Here is a 19414-nt window from a genome sequence, read left to right on the forward strand (position 1 = left end):
GCCGCCGCAACCCTACGGTTTCATCCCCTCCCCGTGCAGCCTCACCTGAGACTTTCCCTAATTCTCCATTTATCAGCAGGATGAGATTGCTGACAGCGCACCGGCATATTATGATTTAGCAACGCTCCGCCTCAGGCGGCGTCTCAATTATTACCCAGTGCAATTTATCTACTTGAAATGATTTTTGTCAGGTCGTACATCGCTGCCTCGACGGCATCGCCGAGAGTCGCTGATGTGTTATTCACCCGGCTTTAACTATTAACAGGCTATATTTTAATCATGACCGATACGCTCGAATATCTGCTGACATTCCGTAAATGCTCCTCTTTGGACAGCCTGGAGAAGGTGTACGACAAACTGAACTACTCCATTGAAAATGATACAGAAATGAGCAATATGTACCGCGCTGCAGACCACCGTCGCGCCGAACTGGTTGCAGGTAAATTGTTCGATCTGGGCAAGGTGCCGAAAACGCTGTGGGCGCAGGTGCTTTAATTCAGTGGAATTACGTGCGGCAACGGTTTTATCTTTTATTGCTATATAACCGGGCAAACTCAGCTTTTATTGCCGCGCGTGATGCGAAACACATTTATTACGCCCGCCAGGTTCTACCCTTTATCCGAGCGCAGCATTTTCTCTAAGGCCACCGACGCGGCAGCCTGAAACACGACGGATACAACAAGGAGTGGGATATGGGGTATCAAAACGTTCTGGTCACCGTCGCCGTCGCGCCTGACAGTCACCGCCTGGTGGAAAAGGCCGTCTCCATCGTCCGCCCCTATGGCGGCAACATCACGCTGCTCAGCACCCTCGCCAATCCGGAAATGTACAATAACTTCGCCGGGCCGATGCTCGGCGATTTGCGCACGCTGATGGAGGAAGAAACCCGGTTGTTTATGGAGGAACTGCGCCAACGCGCGGATTATCCGATCGCCGATACGCTGATCGTACACGGCGAGTTGGGCGACAGCCTGGCGTTCGCCAGCCGCCGTCGGCCGTTCGACCTGCTGCTCTGCGGCAATCATCGCGACGGCATGATGAACAAAGTCTCCTGTTCCGCCGCCCGCTTCATCAACATCAGCCATATCGACGTGTTGATCGTGCCGCTCTAACGCTAAGCACATTCGGTAACGTTGCCTTGCCGCCCCTGGACTAGGCTTAACCAACCTGTCTGTCGCAACGCAAAGGAGCTTTCGATGTCCCCTTCTCAACAGAACCGTCGCTTCCTGCTGGCCTCGCGCCCGCACGGGGAACCGACGGCGGCAAACTTCCGTCTCGACACGGTTACCACGCCGCAACCCGGCGTCGGCCAGCTGTTGCTGCGCACCGTTTATCTGTCATTGGATCCTTATATGCGCGGCCGCATGAGCGATGCCCCCTCCTATGCGCCGCCGGTGGAGATCGGCCAGGTGATGGTCGGCGGAACGGTATCGCGCGTGGCCTCCTCACAGCATCCCGATTTCAAGGTCGGCGATTGGGTGTTGGGCTATGACGGTTGGCAGGATTACGCGCTGTCCGACGGCAGCGGCCTGCGCAATCTCGGCCCGCACCTGGCGCACCCTTCCCGCCTGCTCGGCGTGCTGGGTATGCCGGGCTTCACCGCTTATATGGGATTACTCGACATCGGCCAACCCCAGGCGGGCGAAACGCTGGTGGTAGCCGCCGCCAGCGGTGCGGTCGGCTCGGTGGTCGGCCAAATCGGCAAGCTGAAAGGCTGCCGCGTGGTCGGCGTTGCCGGCGGCGCGGAAAAATGCCGCTATGTGGTGGAAGAATTGGGTTTTGACGCCTGTATCGATCACCGCGCCCCCGACTTTGCCGAGCAGCTGGCCGCCGCCTGCCCACAGGGTATCGACATCTATTATGAAAACGTCGGCGGCGCGGTATTCGACGCCGTGCTGCCGCTGTTGAACACCAAAGCGCGCATTCCGGTCTGCGGCATCATCGCCCATTACAATGCCACCGGATTACCCGCCGGGCCAGACCGTTTGCCGCTGCTGGAGGGGCTGATTCTGCGTAAACGCATCCGCATGCAGGGCTTTATCATCTTCGATGACTACGGCTCACGCTTTGATGAATTCCTGCAACAGATGAGCGGTTGGGTCGAGCAGGGGAAAATCAAGTTCCGCGAGGACATCGTCGACGGACTGGAGCAGGCGCCCCAGGCGTTTATCGGTCTGCTGCAAGGCAAAAACTTCGGCAAACTGGTGATTCGCGTCGCCGACGAATAACCCGCAGCTGGGCGTGGTGCGCCACGCCCCCTTCTTTAATGTACGGCACCGTCGCCGAATCGCACATCTTCCTCAACCGTCAACGTGACCTCTACGATAGTGCGCACGGCCTCAACCATCGTCGCCAACGCCATGCTCGGCTTGCCCGGATGCGCCGCCGCCAGCTCATGACTGTACGGGATATGCACGAACCCGGCGCTGACCGCCGGGCAATGCGTCTGCAGATAGTGGCGCAAACCGTAAAAAATATGGTTGCAGTTATAGGTGCCCGCCGTGTAAGAAACCGCCGCCGGGATCCCCTGCCGGCGCAGTTGCTGTACCGCAGCCTTGACGGGCAACGTGCTGAAGTAGCCCACCGGGCCGCCGGCGACCACCGGCACATCAATCGGCTGTTTGCCGGCATTATCGGGGATGCGGGCATCGATCAGATTGATGGCCACCCGCTCCAGGGATATTTCGGCCCGGCCGCCGGCCAGGCCCAGACAGATCACCGCCAGCGGCTGCAGTTCCTCAATCGCCGCGATTAGCCGCTGATTGGCTTCACCCAGCACGCAAGGCAATTCACGCACTATGATCTCCGCGCCGCCGCTTCGCTCACCGGCCAACGCCTGCGCGACCTGCCAGGAAGGATTTACCGCATCGCCATCGAACGGCTCAATACCGGTTACCAACACTTTGTTCATCATTTCCCCTGCTTGAAGGCTAAATTCGTGTGCTACCAGCCTAGTGAACGCAGTATGATTCTGGAAATGGATTATCTGTATATAGAGTATTCATAAAATGAATTTAGCCAACGTCGATCTCAACTTGCTGGTGGTGTTTGAAGCGTTGTATCAGACGCGTAACGTTACCGCCGCAGGCCGGCGCCTTAACCGCGCTCAACCCTCCGTCAGCAATGCGCTGGCGCGGCTGCGCATTCTGCTGAACGATCCGCTGTTTGTTCGCGGCGGCGGCGGCATGGCGCCTACGCCGCGCGCCCACCAACTCATGCCGCAGATACAGCAGGTGCTTGAACAGATCCATCTTGCGTTAGCTCCCCCAACGCGTTTCGATCCGGCCACCGCCGGGCAACGGCGCTTTACGCTGGCCGCCGGCGACTATGCCGATATTTTGCTGCTGCCCGCTATCATCAGCCGGTTGCGTCAGGCGGCACCCGGTATCGATATTCGCGTTTCGCGCCTGGATCGCCGCAATATTTACCGGCAGTTGGAAAGCGGCGAGGTGGACATCGCGTTGGGAGGGCATCTTTCCGGCGCTGAAAGCCACTATGTGCACGCGCTGTTTGAAGAGCATCTGGTGTGTATCGCCAGCCGCACACATCCGCAGCTGGCAGACGGTCGTTGGGATCTGGCCCGCTACCTCAGCCTGCCGCACGGGCTGTACGCACCGGCAGACGACGGTTCCGCCAGAGGATTGGTCGACCGACGTCTGGCGGAAATCGGCGGCCAGCGGCGCGTGGCCGCAACCTTTTCACATATTGTCGCCCTGCCGGCCGTGGTTGCCGACAGCGATCTGATCGCCACCCTGGCCGCCAGCGTGGCCCGACGTTTTTCCGATCCGCAACGCGTACGCTTTCTCCCGCTGCCTGACGAGTTGGCCATCGCCCCTTTTCCCATTGAACTGATCGCCGGTCGGCAGGCACAACGCGACCCGGCCTTAATCTGGCTTTGCGATCTGATAGGCCAACTTCCCCTCGCCCCCCGCTCAGATTAACGGCGGCATTCGCTGCATTATCAACCGCTCAAATACACGCTCAAATACACGCTCAAATACACGCTCAAAGGCCCGTTGCGGTGCCTTTTTGCGCCCACCAAATAGGAATCATCCGAATTCACATTCAGTAAATTTATATATTTGATCATCTTTAACTAACGAATGGTAAGGATAAAAAACAATCAGTGACTTTTTTCACGAAAAAAAAGAGTTGTTTTATAAACACCTTGACTTAAGTGTTACACATTTACTTCATGGTATTACCAATTTCCCAATAATTTGAGATAAAAAATGATCTCAGTGTATCTATATGTTTTAGATAATAAAAAACAGGATCGTGAGCGAGTTAACGAATTGAGCATTGATCCACAAGGCTATTTTGCAAATGCGAAGCTCTATTGTAGACTGCACAAATCGTGCCTTTGTGTAAACTTTGTTAAATCTTTCGTCAGCCCCTGTCTCAATTCGTGACAGATACGCCATCGGGATCGCGCGTTCACTCTCGTGCGGTAGCTATGCCTAAACCCGGGGATAGTATGAATCGCCTTATCAATGCGCATACGCCTTTGTCCGCCCACCAGCCGTTGTTCAGCAGCCTTTTCGGTGCGGAAAAACTGGCCGGCGGTCGAGTTCGACGTCGAGCAGCTCAGCTCTGACAACCGGGCATTTCACCGCGATAAAGTACGATCCGAAGCTCCCCAAAAAAGCGGTGCCCGAAGAGCGCTCGCGGCTTTGAGCAAAAAAAACGGTCAAACAACGCGATCTGGTCTCTACGTTCTGAAAACGACTTGTCGTCTATCAGTTCGCTAAATCACCTTGCATAAGGAAGTGTCACGATGGGCGAGTTTATTGCCTTTTCGACGCAGGACAGCCTCTGGGGACAAATCCTGTTTACCCTCTTTGGTATCCTGGTTGGCTGCGTCTTGCTCACCGCGATCGGCAAAACCTTTTTGTCGGCCGGCCGAGCAGCGGCGTTACCTGTGCGGCTGCTGATCTTTGTCGCACTGATGCTGGCGCTCCTGAAATACAACCAGCAAGTGATGTCGGCGGTGAATGCCCCCGCAGAGCTGATCGGATTCCTGATTCTGCCCGGTTTTTTGATGAGTTGTCTGGGTACGGCGACACCCGGCAGGCTGGCGTTGACCATAGAGCTGGGCTGTTTTGCAGCGCTCGCCGCGCTGTTGATTCTGGGCACCGCCGACATCGGCTTTTTTGCACCTTACCATCTGGAGAGCGCCGGCCAGGTTATCGCCAAGGCGATCGCCGCGGCGTTATCCGTGGCCGCCGTGTTGCTGGTTCGCGGAATCAGCGGCAAGGACAACGCACTGCCCTCTTGATCATCCATTTCGAAGCGGGGCTCTCTCCGCGCATTAACGATCGGTTCTGAACGCCGCATCGTTTTCTTCATCTGTTGTGACATAGCCTGATATCTATTAAACCGAAAAACGGATTGTTTTTGAGCAAGCAGCCTGGCTGCCGGCTGATATCCACAGGAAGCTTTACACACACAATGAAAGTCGTGAAACCTCTGCGCCTCAGCGCACTTCATCGCCCCTTCTCTTGGCAAGGGCAAAATCATCTTGGCGTTTCCGTTTTGGCCTTGGCCGACATGGGGGCCTCCCCGCGCCTGCGCCCCGAGCCGGAGCTGTGGCAACTGGCCGCCGAAGAGCTCACCTTGAGCGGCGGCGTGCTCGATTTAGCCATCCCGAAAGCCTGTGCGGAGTTTCTCGCCACCGGCAACGCCTACACCCATCATCAGCAAGACAAAACCGCCTGCGCCGTGAAGATCCAGTTGGATTCGCTGGAAAAAACGTTGGTGGTTTTCGGCGATCGCCACTGGACCAACGATCGTCCCTCCACTCCCCTCCCTTTTGCAGAAATGCGTCTGGACTGGCGCCGGGCTTACGGCGGCACCCAGTTCGCCGATAATCCGCACGGCATCGGCGCCACTCCAGAAACATGTCCGCAAGGCCGTATCCATCGCCTGCCGAATGTCGAACCACTGCAGGGGCGCCTTACCTCTCCCCGGCAAAGCGCGCTACCGGCAAGCTTTGATGCGCTGGATATCACCTGGCCGCGCCGCTTCTCCCGCATCGGAAAAAACTACGACGCCGACTGGTTGAAAAACGGTTTTCCCGGTTTCGCCAACGACATCGACTGGCGCCTGTTCAACATGGCGGACAGCGATCAGCAGTTTCCTCAACGTGACAGCTTGCCTCCCCAGGCCGCCTACCGGATATGGAACATGCACCCGTCAGAGCCAGTGCAGCAAGGGCACTTGCCGCCGTGGCGCGCACGCTGCTTCATCAACCGGCTGCGCGCCGGCGAAGCGCATTTCGAAGAGATTGCCATGCGCCATACCACCGTCTGGTTCTTCCCCCATCGGGAGCAGATGCTGCTGATCTATCAGGGCAGCGCGCGCATCAATGAAGACGATGCCGCCGACGTAATGCAACTGATGCCGGCATTGGAAATAGAAGGAGAGCCCCGCGCCACCGAGCATTATCGGCAGGTGTTGGCCCAGCGGCTGGATAAAGAACAGGGAGCCCTGCGCGCTTTTCGTGAGCAGGAGTTGCTGCCGGAAACCTGCATCGGCGCCTGGCTGGATACCGAAACACCGACGCAGCAAAGCCCGGTAGCGCAAAATATCGCCGCCTACGAGCACCATCAACGCGAAGATCACCGCCAGCGCCTGCTGCGTGAGGGGCAGGACATCGATGAACTGTTTCCGCTGCCATCGCAAGAGGTGCCGCCGACGCTGGATCAACTCGCCGAATTCGTCGAGCGATTGGAAAGCCAGGCCGAAGCTCAGTATCAGGACATGCTCAAACAGGCACAGGATAACGGTATCGACCCCCTCAAACCCGGCGGAGAGCACGTGCCGCCATCCGGTGTGGAAAGCTACCAGCATCAGCGCGATCTGCTGTTTCAGCAGGGGCGTCACTATCCCGACGCATTTAGCGACAAGCAGTTGGGGGAAAGCGAGCGTGCGCTGCACCAGATGTATTTAATGTCGGCACAGGCGCAAAGCCCGGCGCTGCGTTTAAGCGGCGATCTGGCGCAGATCATTCGCCAACGCGTCGCCGCCGCCATGCTGCGCGATAAAGATCTCAGCGGTCTTGATCTAACCGGCGCCGATCTGTCCGGCATGGACCTCTGCCAGGCTAACTTGCGCGGCGCACTGCTGGAAAACGCCAATCTGCGCCAAACCCGGCTGGTGGGCTGCGATCTTCGCGAGGCGATGCTGGCGCGCGCCGATCTCAGCGGCGCCGTCTTGCAACAGGCCAATCTGAGCCACGCCTCCCTGGCCCTGGCGAAATGCGATGCGACGGATTTCGGCGGCGCGCAGCTGCACGAAACCCAGATTCAGCAAACCTTGTTTCAACGCTGCGACTTCACGATGGCGTCATTACGCGATTTGCTGGGGTATGAAACCTTGCTCGGGCAGTGTGATTTCAGCCGCGCCACGCTGGCCAACATCACGCTGATGGAACTGCAGCTGGAGCAGTTGACATTCAGCCACGCCCGGCTCGACAAAGTCAGCTTCGTCAAATGCCGGCTGCTGGCGGTGAACTTCAGTCAGGCACGGCTGGAAAACTGCGCCTGGGTTGACACCGAGACGCAAAGCCTCAGCTTCCGCGCCGCACGCCTCACCGCCTGCGCCTTCGCAGCAAAAACACTGTTGCCGCAGGCGGATTTCAGCGATGCGACGCTAACCCAGTGCAATTTACGCCAGATGCCGTTGCAACGGGCTAATTTCAGCCGTGCGCGCCTCAATAATTGCGACCTGTCGGAAACCCGATTGAACGAGGCCGATTTTCGCCAGGCCAACGGCAGCGGCAGCCTGTTCATCCGCAGCGATCTGTCCCAGGCCACCCTGCGCGACGCCAATTTCATTGCGGCGATCCTGCAGAAATGCCTGCTGTCAGGCGCCGACCTGCAGGGCACCAATCTGTTTCGAGCCGATTTGTCGCAGTCGCAAGTGGATCAGGCGACCCGGCTCGACGGTGCCTATACCGCCAGGATGAAAACATTGCCTCGCCACAACGGGAAGGAAGTATGACCTCAAAGTCTGAGCAGATACGCCAGCGCGTGAAACGCGGCGAGCTGATTGCCGGTGAGGATTTGCACGGTCTGTCATTCGCCGGTATGGATTTGGCCGGCGGTATGTTTAACCAGTTGGACCTGAGCGGTGCGAACTTCTCCGATTGCGATCTGCGCGACAGCGTGTTCAGCGATTGCCGGCTCGACCATGCTCAGTTTGCGCGAGCGGACCTGAAGCAAACCGCCTTCAATCAGTGCGCCATGTCGGCCAGCCGCTTCAGCGAGAGCCATATCGAGCTGACGATGTTCAACGATTGCCGGCTTGAACAGGGCGACTTTAGCCGGCTGTCGCTCAGCCAAAGCCACTGGATGTCATGCCAATTGGCCGGCGCGAATTTTTCCGCCACTCAGCACGATCGCACCACCTTTTACGAAAGTCCGCTCAATGGCGCGAGTTTGGAGCATGCGCGGCTATCTCTTGTCACTTTCTTTAGACTAAATCTCTGTGAAACAGGGTTTGAAGGTGCAGATTTCGACCGCGTCACGTTTTTCGAATGCGACCATCGCGGCAAAAGTTACGCCGGGCAGCGCCTGATCGCCTGCCAGTTTACCGATAACCAATTGGACGACGTCGACTTCAGCCAGGCGACGCTGCGCCAGAGCAACTTCAAGGGCGCTTCGCTGCGGCGCGCCAACCTGACGGGCGTGCAGGCGCAGCAATCGCTGTGGCTGGAGGCCAATCTGACCCAGGCTCACTGCCGCAGCGGGCAGTTCGATCAGGCGATTTTCAGCGAAGCGACGCTGGACGCCGCCAACTTCAGCCAGGCGCGCCTGTATCAGTGCGTGTTCCAGCATAGCCGCGCGGCGCGCTGCGACTTCAGCGACAGCGACCTGACCTACGCCGATTTCTGTTATGCCGACATCGGCGCCGCCGATTTCCGACGTGCGCGCTTTATGCGCACCCGCATGCACCGCGCCCACCAGCAGCAAACGCGCTGGGGCGATCGCAGCGGCATTCTCGAGCGCGACGACGAACTGTACGCCGCCGAAACCTGGAGCGCGCAGCGCCAGAGCCGCATTTGACCGTATTGACCACTTCACGAGGGGATCACCATGAGCGTTGCCAACTCTACTCGCGCCGTCAACATCGCACCGCCCCGGCAGGCCGCCGGCCAGGTCGTCAATCTGCTGCCGGACGGCAGCCTGGTGGTGGAATGTGAAGGCCGCGGCTGGCATTGCCGCCGGGCGGCGAGCTGCCTGCTGACGCCGGCCCTCGGCGATAACGTGCTGGTCGCCGGCTGCGGCCACCAGCTGTGGGCGATCGCCGTCCTCGAGCGCGCGGAGCCGCAAAGCGCGGCGCGGCTTTGCGTCGAAGGCGACCTGCAGATCGAAACGCCGAGCGGCTCGCTGTTGCTGCACAGCGCGCAGGCGCTGCAACTGCGCGGCGACGCCATGACGCTGCAGGCCAACAGCGGCGATTGCCACGTCGACAAGATGAAATACAGCGGCGAAGAGCTGTCAGCCTTCGTCAGCATCAGCCGCCTGGTCGGCAAACGCTGCGAGTCGCTGTGGCATTCGGTCAGCCAGATCAGCCATTCGCTGTTTCGCAAAGTGCGCCAGACCGAGCACGTGCGCGCCGGGCAGCTGGATTATCAGGCGGAAGATTACGCCCGCATTCATGCCCGCAACACGCTGATTACCTCGAAAGACATCACCAAACTGGATTCGGAACAAATCCACGTCGGATAACCTTGCGGAGGCCTTCTATGTTTGCCAACAGCCAAATGATCGGCGTAGACCTGGCGTTTCCCGACGTCTGCCTGACGCCAAGCCCGGCGCCGGTGCCCGTGCCCTACCCGGATATCGCCCTGGCGCCGACCGCCATTCCGAACGCCTTCAATATTCTGTTCGTCGGCACTCCGGCGCACAACATGGCGACGGTGACGCCGCTGACCAACGGCGACAACCCCGGCGTGGCCACCGGCGTGGCTTCCGGTACGGTGATGGGGCCATCCCGCCACCTGACCGGCGCCTTTACCGTGCTGCTTAAAGGCACCCCGGCCACTCGGCTGACCAGCCTCAGCCTGCAGAATTCCACCAATGCGCTCGGCATGCGCATCGTGCCGAGCCAATTAAAAGTGTTGCTGCTTGCGCCCTGATGACGGCGCCCTATTACACAGCCATTCAATCAAGAAAATGAGGATATTGTGAAAACACGGATTACCCTGACGCTGCTGACCGCCCTGACGCTTGCCGGTTGTTCCACCCCTCCACCGCCGCCGCCGGCGCTCAATAACGACGCCATCGTCAGCAGTGAAGTCAATGGCGTCACGCTGCAGCACCGCGCCGCGGTGAGCGCGCCGAAACAGTTCAAGCCGATCGGTGAGGAGTACCGCAGCCTGTACGCCGCCAGCATCATGAGCAGCCCGAATTATACCGGTACCGCCGTCGGCAGCCTGGACAACGCCGCCGCGTTCTATGCGCTGGGCGAAGTGGAAAACAACTGGCTGGCGATCTCCGCCATCCGCGGTGGCGATCTGGTGGGCTATATCCAGGCCAACGCCGGCGTGCCGGAAGCGCGCTACAAGTCGACGCTGCGCAAAGATCTGCCGCGCCGCGCGCGCGCCGCCAAACAGGACTGCGTCAAAGTCGGCGGCGACAGCAAGGCGTGTAAAAACGCCGGCTCAGCCACCTGGATCCTCCAGTAGTCAGCACGCCTGCGGGCGACGAGATTCCCATGATGACGACCCCTATCGCTTCCCGCTGGTGCGGGATGCTGTTTCTGCTGCTGGGCGCGCTGGCGCTCGGCGGTTGCATGTCTTCAGCCAAAAGCGTGCCGTCGCGCTACAGCCTGATCTTCGACGCTGACCGCCAGGTCAACGCCGCCGCCGGCGCGCAACCGGCGCCGATTAAAATTCGCGTGCTGCTGCTGCGTTCGGATGCGGAATTCATGGATGCCGACTTTTTCAGTCTGCAAAACGACGCCAAAAGCGTGCTCGGCAACAGCCTGCTGGACAGCGATCAGTTCTTCCTGACGCCTGGCCAGACCGGCAAAAAGCTCAGCGGGCAAAGCACATTGGACGCACGTTACCTCGGCGTGATCGCCGAATATCAAAATCTGGACGGCAAGAGCTGGCGCATTTCGCTGCCGCTGCCGGAACCCACCGAAACCAATTTCTACAAGGTATGGCAATTCTCGCCGGATGAGCTGGAAGCGCATATCGTCGCGGGCGTGAATGGCCTGCGCCCCGTAAAAAAGACCGACTGACCCACCGCTGCGCGGAAGCGAAGTCACTATAGGTGTGATGATGAAAGATGCTCATAAGGTTGTCTGGACCGAGGGAATGTTTTTACGCCCTCACCATTTCCAGCAGGCGGAAAACTATCTCGAAGGCTATATGCGCAACTGGGGCCAGGCCCACAGCGGCTGTTTCTGGGGATTCCTCACCCTGGATCTGGACCAAACGCTGCTGCGCCAGGGCAAGATCGCGCTCAACGCCGCCAGCGGCATCATGCCGGACGGCACGCCGTTCCGCTTCTCCGGCGCCCAGCAGGCGCCCGCGCCGCTGACCATCGCCGAAAACCAGACCGGCGAAAACGTGGTGCTGGCCCTGCCGACCTACCGCGCGGGGCGTGAAGACGTGATCTTTCAGGAAAGCCCCGAAGCGCTGGCGCGCTATCTGGCTTACGAGAACGAGGTCGACGATCTCAATGCCGTGTCCGTGGGCAGCGCGGCGCTGCAGTTCGGCCGTCTGCGCCTGCGGCTGATGCTGGAGAGCGAGCTCAATGCCGAATGGACGGCGCTCGGCGTCACCCGCGTGCTGGAAAAACGCGGCGACAACAGCCTGCGTCTCGATACCGCGCAGATCCCACCCATGCTGAACTGCCAGGGCAACCCGGTATTGAAGACCTTCATCAACGATCTACAGGGCCTGCTGCAACAGCGCAGCCAGCAGATGAGCCAACGCCTGTTGCAACCGGGCCGCGGCGGCAGTTCCGAAATGGTGGATTTCATGCTGCTGCAGCTGATCAACCGTCATCTCGGCCAGGTGAGCCACGCCTACCACCTCGACCATCTGCACCCGGAGCGTCTATTCGCCGATTGGCTGCAGTTCGCCACCGAACTCGCCAGCTTCTCGGCGCAGCGCACTCCGGAAGGCCGCCTGCCGGTGTATGACCACGACAACCTGGCGCTGTGCTTCGGCAAGCTGATGCTGTTGTTGCGTCAGGGGCTGTCGGTGGTGCTGGAAGACAACGCCATTCAGCTGACGCTGGTCGAACGCTCCCACGGGCTGAACGTCGCCACCGTGCAGGACGCCAAAATGATGCGCGATTTCGGCTTCGTGCTGGCGGTGCGCGCCGACGTGGCCGCCGAAGTGTTGCTGACCCACTTCCCGGCGCAGATGAAGATCGCCCCGGTCACGCGCATCCGCGATCTGGTCCAGCTGCAGCTGCCGGGTATCGGTTTGCGCACCATGCCCGCCGCGCCGCGTCAGATCCCCTATCACGCCGGCTACACCTACTTCGAGCTGGAAAAAGGCGGCGACCTGTGGAAACAGATGGAAAAATCCAGCGCCTTCGCTCTGCACCTGGCCGGCGAATTCCCGGGGCTGGACATGGAATTTTGGGCGATTCGCAGCCATACGGACCGGTAATCTATGACTCAGGAAAATAGCATGGCGTCGGCGGCCAATCCGCTGGTGGACGCCGCCAACCCGCTGCTGAACGCCATTTCGCAGATCCGCCAGTCGGCCACGCACGCCAACCCGGCGCAGCTGCGCCAACAGCTGATCGACGAAGTGCGCCGCTTCGAGATCCGCGGCCAACGCGCCAATCTGCCGTACGAGGTGATCATCGGTGCGCGTTATTGCCTGTGCACCGCGCTGGATGAAGCGGCGGCGCTGACGCCCTGGGGCAGCAACAGCGTATGGTCCGGCAGCGGGTTGCTGGTGACCTTCCATAACGAAACCTGGGGCGGCGAGAAGTTCTTCCAGCTGCTGGCCAAGCTGTCGCAGAGCCCGCGTGAGCACATCAACCTGCTGGAGCTGATCAATTATTGCCTGCTGCTGGGTTTTGAAGGCCGCTACCGAGTGATGGAAAACGGCCGTTCGCAGTTGGAGACCATGAAGCAGCGCTTGCTGCAGCTGATTCGGTCGGTGCGCGGCGGCTACGCTCCGCCGCTGTCGCCTCATGCCTTGGATCTGCCGGTGCAGCAGAAACGGTGGCGCCCGCTGGTGCCGCTGTGGGCCTGCGTGGCGCTGACCGGTTTCCTGGCTTCGCTGCTGTTTATCGCCCTCAACTGGCGGCTGGGCGACAACACCAGCCCGGTGCTGGCGGCGATCTACCAAACCAATCTGCCGCAGGTGGCGATCGGCAACCCGGCGCCGGCCGCGCCGCCGACGCTGAGCCTGAAAAGTTTCCTGCGTAAAGAGATCGCCGAAGGGCTGGTGGTGGTGCGCGACGAAGCGCAGCAAAGCGTGGTGATCCTGAAAGGCGACGGGTTGTTCGACTCCGCCGCCACCACGGTGCGCGCCAACTATATTCCGGTCATCGACCGTATCGCCGCCGCCATGAACGGCGTCAGCGGCAAGATCCTGGTCACCGGCTACAGCGACAACGTACCGATCCGCAGCGCCCGCTTCGCCTCCAACTGGGAACTGTCGCTGGCGCGCGCCGAAGCGGTTAGCGCCCGCTTGCAAAAGCGCCTCGCCAACCCGCAGCGGGTCAAGGCCGAGGGCCGCGGCGAAAGCAACCCCGTCGCGCCGAACGATAACAAAGTGAACCGCGCGTTGAACCGCCGGGTAGAAATTACGCTGTTGGTCGCCCCGGAAAACACCCAGGCGGAAATCAACGGCTTGCCGCAAGGAACCGGAAAGTAATGCTCAGTACGTTATTCTCCATCATCACCAGCCGCCTGCTGTGGGGCTTTGTCGGCATCACCGCGCTGGCGTTCATCATCTGGATGATCGGCCCGCTGGTGGCCATCGGTGACTATCGCCCGCTGGAACCGGAACTCAACCGCCAGATCGCCATCGGCGTTATCTACCTGATCTGGTTCCTGTGCCGCCTGATCCCACGCCTTTACAGCGCCTGGTTCAACAGCCGCCTGCTGAGCAACCTGCGCGCCGCCGAAGCGGCGCCGGCGGAAGACGGCAAGCCCGAGATCAAACAAGACGAACAGCTGGCGCAGCGTTTCGACGAAGCGGCACAGCTGCTGAAAAAGGCGCGTTTCGCACCGGGCCAGGGCGACGGCAAACATCGCTGGATGACCCGCTTCAGCCGCCAATACCTGTACCAGCTGCCGTGGTATGTGATCATCGGCGCGCCCGGCGCCGGCAAGACCACCGCGCTGGTCAACTCCGGCCTGCACTTCCCGCTGGCCGACCGCTTCGGCAAATCCGCGCTACGCGGCGTGGGCGGGACCCGCAACTGCGACTGGTGGTTTACCAACGACGCGGTGCTGCTCGATACCGCCGGCCGCTACACCACGCAGGAAAGCCAGCGTGAAGAAGACGCCGGCGAATGGCAAAGCTTCGTCGCGCTGCTGAAAAAATACCGCACCCGCCAGCCGATCAACGGCGTGATGGTGACCATCAGCGTCGCCGATCTGCTGAGCGACAGCGCCGAAGCGCGCGCCGCGCAGGCCAGCGCGCTGCGTAAACGCCTGATCGAACTGCACGAGCAGCTGGGCATTCACTTCCCGGTCTATGTGCTGGTCACCAAAACCGACCTGCTCAACGGCTTTATGGCCTATTTCGGCAGCTTCGACAAAGCGCAGCGCGACCAGATCTGGGGATTCACCTTCCCTTACGAACGCTCGCGGCAGCCGGACTTCAACCTGAACGCCGCCTTCGAACAGCAATACGCCCTGCTGCAACAACGGTTGGATGCGGCGCTGCCGGATACGCTGCTGATGGAACACGACGCGCGCCAGCGCGCCGAAAGCTACCTGTTCCCGCAGGAATTCGCCGCGCTGCGCCCGCTGCTCGGCCACTATCTGGAACAGGTGTTCGCCACCTCCAGTTTTGAAACCCGCTTTACCCCGCGCGGCATCTATTTCACCAGCGGCACCCAAGAGGGGCTGCCGTTCGACCGGGTGATGGGCGAACTGAACCGCTACCTGCAGCTGCCGACGGCCAACTCAGGGGCGCAGGCCAACGCGGCCTGGGACAGCGTGGGCCAGGAAACGCCGATCCCGGCGGCCAAGGGCCAGAGCTTCTTCCTGAAAGAGACGCTGGAATCGGTGATCTTCCAGGAGTCCGGGCTGGCGGGCAGCAACCGCTGGTGGGAATACCGCAACCGCGCCCTGCACTGGGCGGGTTACATCGCGCTGGCGGTGATCCTGGCGGTGCTGGCGATGTTCTGGTTCACCAGCTACGGCAACAACAAGGCCTATCTGGCGGAAGTGGCCGCCAAGGTGCCCGGCGTCGAGCGCCAGGGGCAAAGCCTGACGCAATTGGGCAACGGCGACATGTTCTCACTGCTGCCGTTCCTCAACAGTCTGCAGCACCTGCCGGAGAGCCAAAACTTTGCGCTGGACGATCCGCCGTTCACCTACCGCATGGGATTGTACCGCGGCGATCAGGTCGGCGACGCCGGCAATGCGCTGTACCAAAAAGCGCTGAAAGAACTGCTGCTGCCGCAGGTGGCACAACAGATCGCCACCACGCTGCGCAACGACAACCACGGCGACGCGGACTTCAGCTACGAAGCGCTGAAGGCCTACCAGATGCTGTATCTGCCGAAGCACTACGACGGCAAGTTCCTGCGCGCCTGGGTGATGCTCAACCTGCAGCGCAACCTGCCGCAGGGCAGCACCCAAAAACAGCTGCAGCAGATCGAATGGCATCTGAGCCAGCTGCTGGACACGCAGATCCAGGCCTCGCCTTACGCCAAAGACGAACAGCTGGTGGCGCAGGCGCAGGCCGCGCTCAATCGGGCGCCGCTGTCGCAGCGCGTCTATGGCCGCCTCAAGCGCCTGTTGCTGAAACAGACCGACATCAAACCGGTCAGCCTGGTCGATTTGGCCGGCCCGCAGACCGAACTGGCGTTCAGCCGCAAAAGCGGCAAACCGGTGACTGACGGCGTACCGGGTCTGTTCACCTCACAAGGGTATTGGAAGGCCTTCAACGACAACATCGATCCGGTGACCGACACCCTGCGCAAAGAAGACGTCTGGGTGTTGAACAGCCAGACGCCGGAGCAGAAAAGCGCCGATCTGACCAAAACCATCCGCCAGCTGTACATGCAGGACTTCATCAGCGCCTGGGATGAGCTGTTGGGGGATATCCAGTTGGCCAACATCGGCAACCTGACTCAGCGCATCAGCAGCGCGCGTCTGCTGTCCGGCAACCCGTCGCCGATGCGCAACCTGCTGGTCAACGTCAGCAAAAACGTCACCCTGCACGACGAGAAAAACGACGCCGATTCCCGCTCGCTGCTGGCCAAAACCGAAGACAAGCTGAACCAAAACGCCAACCGCACGCTGGAAGCGCTGTTCACCAACCGGCCGGCCAACGCCGACGGCGACGTCTCCGCCCAGCCGGAACAGCTGGTGATGGCGCACTTCGCGCCGTTGCTCGAACTGGCGCAAAGCCAGGGCGAAGGCAACAAGGCGATCCCTTTCGACAGCGTGCTGAAACAGGTCGATGAGCTGTACAGTTACCTGACGGCGGTGCAGGGTGCGGCCAACAGCGGCATGTCGGCGCCGCCGAGCGACATCATCCCGCGCCTGCAGGCCGAGTCCGGCCGCTTGCCGGTGCCGTTCAAGCAGATGCTGCTGTCGCTGGCCATCGGCGCCAGCAGCGACACCCAGCGCAAAGAGATGGAGAACGTGAAAAAGCGCATCAGCTTCGAAGTCGGCAGCTTCTGCCGCCAGGCGATCGCCGGGCGTTATCCATTGGTGGCCCGGGCGCGCCAGGAAGTGACGCCGGACGACCTGGCGCGCATGTTCGCGCCGAACAGCGGGCTGATGGACAGCTTCTTCCGCGACAATCTGCAGGGCAAGGTCGACACCACCCGCGCCAACTGGCGTTTCACGCCCGGCGTGGACGGCAAGACACTGCCCGGCGGCGAAGGCATCCTGCGGTCGTTCCAGCAGGCGCAGCGCATCCGCGACGCGTTCTTCGCCAACGGCACCGCGACGCCCTCTTACCGCGTCACCGTGCGGCCGGTGCGGATGGATAACGACATCCTCAACCTGACGCTGGATATCGACGGGCAGCTGTTCAAATACAGCCACGGCCCACAGGTGCCGCTGGTGGTCAGCTGGCCGGGCACCCGCAATACCAATCAGGTGCATCTGCAGCTGGCGCTGGCCAACGGCACCACTGCCAGTCTGGTGACCAGCGGGCCGTGGGCGCTCAACCGTCTGGTGGATATGGCGCAATCTTCGGGCACCGCCGGCCTCGGCCGTCAGGCAACCTTCAATCTCGACGGCCATCGCGTCACGCTGGAGTTCACGCCCAACAGCATCCGCAATCCGTTCCAACTGCCGGCCTTCTCGTGCCCGTAGCCCCGAAAGGACATGACCATGAGCACTGATTCAAGCGCCCCGGCGAGCATCGGCTGGTACGGCAAACTGCCCTCCGCCGGCGACTTCCTGCAACGCCGCCTGCCCGATCCGGTGGTTAACCACTGGGCCCACTGGTTCCATAACGGGCTGGTGAACTTGCAGCGCGAGGCGCAGGGGCCGAACGGCCATCCGTTCAGCAACGCGCCGGTGTGGAACTTCGTGATCCCCGCCACGCTCGGCAGCCAGTACGTGCAGATGGGCTGTCTGCTGCCGGCGCGCGACCGCGTCGGGCGCCGCTATCCGATCTGCGCGCTGCGTCTGTTCAGCCAGCAGGATTGGCGCCCGCAACAGCTGAATATGGCGGCGGGCTGGTACCAGCAGCTCGGCCATACCCTGCTGAACGGCGTACGCAACGGCTTTTCCGCCGAACAGATCGACCGCACGTTGCAGGCGATCCCGGCGCTGCCCAGCCCGCCGGCCGAAGCGGACTCCGAAATATTGTCGATCATCGGTTTTCAGCATCCGGACGTGCCGGGCCTCGGCTGGCAACAGGCCGCCGACTGTTTCGACCCGGCGCAGTACACCAGCTTCTGGTGGACCAATCAGGCCGACGGGCACCCGCTCTACACCCACGTGCACAGCGGCAACCTCACCGTGCAGCTGTTTTCGTTGCTGTTCGAGCCCAACGGTTGGGCGCGCCCCGGCCGCGGCGGCCAGTACCCGCAAATGTTTGATTAACATCGTTCGTTGAAGGAAATTCTATGGCTATCGATACCGATACCCTGCTGGCCCCGGTTGACGCGGACAATCCCTGCGGCGACAACCTGGAATACGACGCCGACTTTCTGGCGATGGCGCGCGCCGCCACCGGCAAGGCCGAACAGCAGTTCGGCAGTACCATCATTCCGGAAGAGGCGCCGGATTGGGTGCAGGTCGAGCGTCTCTCGACCTCGCTGCTGGCGCGCACCAAAGACCTGCGCGTCATGCTGTACCTCACCCGCGCCTGGACCCAGCTGCGCGGCTTGCCGGGCTACGCCGACGGGCTGACGCTGATCAACCAGGCGATACTCCGTTACTGGGACAGCCTGCAGCCGGCATTGGAGTTCGACGGCGAGGCCGATCCGCTGTTTCGCATCAACGCGCTGGCCGACCTTGGCGACAAAGCCGCGCTGGCCGCCAGCGTGCGCGCCGCGCCGCTGCTGAAAAGCGCCGCCGGTGAAATCTCGCTGCGCGATGCCGGCGCCCTGCTCGACGGCAGCAAGCAAGAGTGCCCCAACTTCCCCGGCGGCCGCGCGCGGCTGCAGGATGAGCTGGCGCAACAGGATCGCCCCGAAGGCGCGCTGGTGACGCACATCGCCAACACCCTGAGCGCCATTCGCAGCGAAGTGACCCGCCATCTGGGGGAAAGCGCGCTGCCTGAAATGAGCGCGTTAACCAAGGTGTTTTCTCTGGTGGCGCTCGCCGGCCAAAGCGACGCCCCGGCCGCCACCGAACCGGACGCCGCGCCGCAAGCCGCCGCCGAGCCGCAACCGGCCGCGGTGCAAAGCGCCACGGCGCCGCTCAACTGGCGCAGCGCACAGATCCAGTCGCGCGACGACGCCCAGCTGATGCTGGACAAGGTGAAAAATTATTTTCGTCTTCATGAGCCGAGCCACCCGGCGCCGCTGATGATCGATCGGGTCCAGCGGCTGATTACGCTGGACTTTATGCAAATCGTCCGCGATTTGGCGCCCGATGGGCTTAACCAACTGGAGACCATTCTCGGTCGCCCCGACCACGAGGAGAACAGCTAGCCACCGACTTTTGTTCTCTTGACGACACCCGATACCGTCTGCCGCCTGCGCAGACCCGAATCAGAACCTGACTCTCCCAGCCGGACGAGGCGCGTTCCCAATCGCCATTAGATGGAGTAAAT

17 protein-coding genes are annotated in these 19414 nt (G+C 61.2%); 16 read left to right on the forward strand and 1 reads right to left on the reverse strand.

Going from position 1 to position 19414, the window contains the following annotated elements; genetic code table 11:
* Nucleotides 1-279: 279 nt before the first annotated feature.
* The 3 genes from ydgT to curA all read left to right on the forward strand — a co-directional run bounded on the left by ydgT (nt 280) and on the right by curA (nt 2228).
* Entirely contained in the window at nt 280-495 is a 216-nt protein-coding gene (gene ydgT, locus AC6BYQ_RS03535; protein ID WP_004934895.1) for a transcription modulator YdgT, read from the forward strand.
* 197 nt (nt 496-692) lie between these two features.
* Complete coding sequence (gene uspC, locus AC6BYQ_RS03540) at nt 693-1112, forward strand: universal stress protein UspC (protein ID WP_019452973.1); 420 nt, start codon at nt 693-695, stop codon at nt 1110-1112.
* A gap of 84 nt (nt 1113-1196) precedes the next feature.
* Nucleotides 1197-2228 carry an NADPH-dependent curcumin/dihydrocurcumin reductase gene (gene curA / locus AC6BYQ_RS03545; RefSeq protein WP_498056289.1) on the forward strand — a complete coding sequence of 344 codons (1032 nt, stop codon included), beginning with the start codon at nt 1197-1199 and terminating at the stop codon, nt 2226-2228.
* 35 nt (nt 2229-2263) lie between these two features.
* Here curA and pcp read toward each other — a convergent pair whose 3' ends face one another.
* Nucleotides 2264-2911, reverse strand: a complete 648-nt coding sequence (pcp, locus tag AC6BYQ_RS03550) for a pyroglutamyl-peptidase I (protein ID WP_498056322.1) — start codon at nt 2909-2911, stop codon at nt 2264-2266.
* A 97-nt stretch (nt 2912-3008) separates the two neighbouring features.
* On the opposite strand from pcp, the gene AC6BYQ_RS03555 reads away from it, so the two are divergent.
* The 13 genes from AC6BYQ_RS03555 (at nt 3009) to tssA (ending at nt 19292) form a co-directional block, all read left to right on the forward strand.
* Nucleotides 3009-3941 carry a LysR family transcriptional regulator gene (locus tag AC6BYQ_RS03555; protein ID WP_063918552.1) on the forward strand — a complete coding sequence of 311 codons (933 nt, stop codon included), beginning with the start codon at nt 3009-3011 and terminating at the stop codon, nt 3939-3941.
* Nucleotides 3942-4777: 836 nt separating this feature from the next.
* The gene (locus AC6BYQ_RS03560) at nt 4778-5278 is read left to right on the forward strand and encodes a hypothetical protein (RefSeq protein ID WP_498056290.1); all 501 of its coding nucleotides are present in this window, start codon (nt 4778-4780) and stop codon (nt 5276-5278) included.
* Between the two features lie 173 nt (nt 5279-5451).
* Nucleotides 5452-8004: a DUF2169 family type VI secretion system accessory protein gene (locus tag AC6BYQ_RS03565; protein ID WP_498056291.1), complete on the forward strand. Its 2553-nt coding sequence runs from the start codon at nt 5452-5454 to the stop codon at nt 8002-8004.
* Nucleotides 8001-9068 carry a pentapeptide repeat-containing protein gene (locus AC6BYQ_RS03570; RefSeq protein ID WP_498056292.1) on the forward strand — a complete coding sequence of 356 codons (1068 nt, stop codon included), beginning with the start codon at nt 8001-8003 and terminating at the stop codon, nt 9066-9068. The genes AC6BYQ_RS03565 and AC6BYQ_RS03570 overlap by 4 nt, the downstream gene beginning before the upstream one ends.
* A gap of 30 nt (nt 9069-9098) precedes the next feature.
* Nucleotides 9099-9734, forward strand: coding sequence for a DUF3540 domain-containing protein (locus tag AC6BYQ_RS03575; RefSeq protein WP_498056293.1), 636 nt, complete (start codon nt 9099-9101; stop codon nt 9732-9734).
* Between the two features lie 17 nt (nt 9735-9751).
* Nucleotides 9752-10144 (forward strand): DUF4150 domain-containing protein, encoded by a 393-nt coding sequence (locus tag AC6BYQ_RS03580; protein ID WP_004934933.1) that lies wholly within the window; start codon nt 9752-9754, stop codon nt 10142-10144.
* 48 nt (nt 10145-10192) lie between these two features.
* Nucleotides 10193-10693, forward strand: coding sequence for a type VI secretion system accessory protein TagV (gene tagV / locus AC6BYQ_RS03585; protein WP_019452982.1), 501 nt, complete (start codon nt 10193-10195; stop codon nt 10691-10693).
* Nucleotides 10694-10722: 29 nt separating this feature from the next.
* Nucleotides 10723-11253, forward strand: coding sequence for a type VI secretion system lipoprotein TssJ (gene tssJ / locus AC6BYQ_RS03590; RefSeq protein ID WP_063918557.1), 531 nt, complete (start codon nt 10723-10725; stop codon nt 11251-11253).
* Nucleotides 11254-11293: 40 nt separating this feature from the next.
* Complete coding sequence (tssK, locus tag AC6BYQ_RS03595; protein WP_025159842.1) at nt 11294-12640, forward strand: type VI secretion system baseplate subunit TssK; 1347 nt, start codon at nt 11294-11296, stop codon at nt 12638-12640.
* A 3-nt stretch (nt 12641-12643) separates the two neighbouring features.
* Nucleotides 12644-13864, forward strand: a complete 1221-nt coding sequence (locus AC6BYQ_RS03600; RefSeq protein WP_025159843.1) for a DotU family type VI secretion system protein — start codon at nt 12644-12646, stop codon at nt 13862-13864.
* Nucleotides 13864-17499 (forward strand): type VI secretion system membrane subunit TssM, encoded by a 3636-nt coding sequence (tssM, locus tag AC6BYQ_RS03605; protein WP_498056294.1) that lies wholly within the window; start codon nt 13864-13866, stop codon nt 17497-17499. Before AC6BYQ_RS03600 ends, tssM begins: the two co-directional genes overlap by 1 nt.
* A gap of 18 nt (nt 17500-17517) precedes the next feature.
* Nucleotides 17518-18237, forward strand: a complete 720-nt coding sequence (tagF, locus tag AC6BYQ_RS03610; RefSeq protein ID WP_154746405.1) for a type VI secretion system-associated protein TagF — start codon at nt 17518-17520, stop codon at nt 18235-18237.
* A gap of 23 nt (nt 18238-18260) precedes the next feature.
* The gene (gene tssA / locus AC6BYQ_RS03615) at nt 18261-19292 is read left to right on the forward strand and encodes a type VI secretion system protein TssA (RefSeq protein WP_498056295.1); all 1032 of its coding nucleotides are present in this window, start codon (nt 18261-18263) and stop codon (nt 19290-19292) included.
* Nucleotides 19293-19414 lie beyond the last annotated feature (122 nt).

Source organism: Serratia sp. LTN-2 (genome assembly GCF_059740205.1).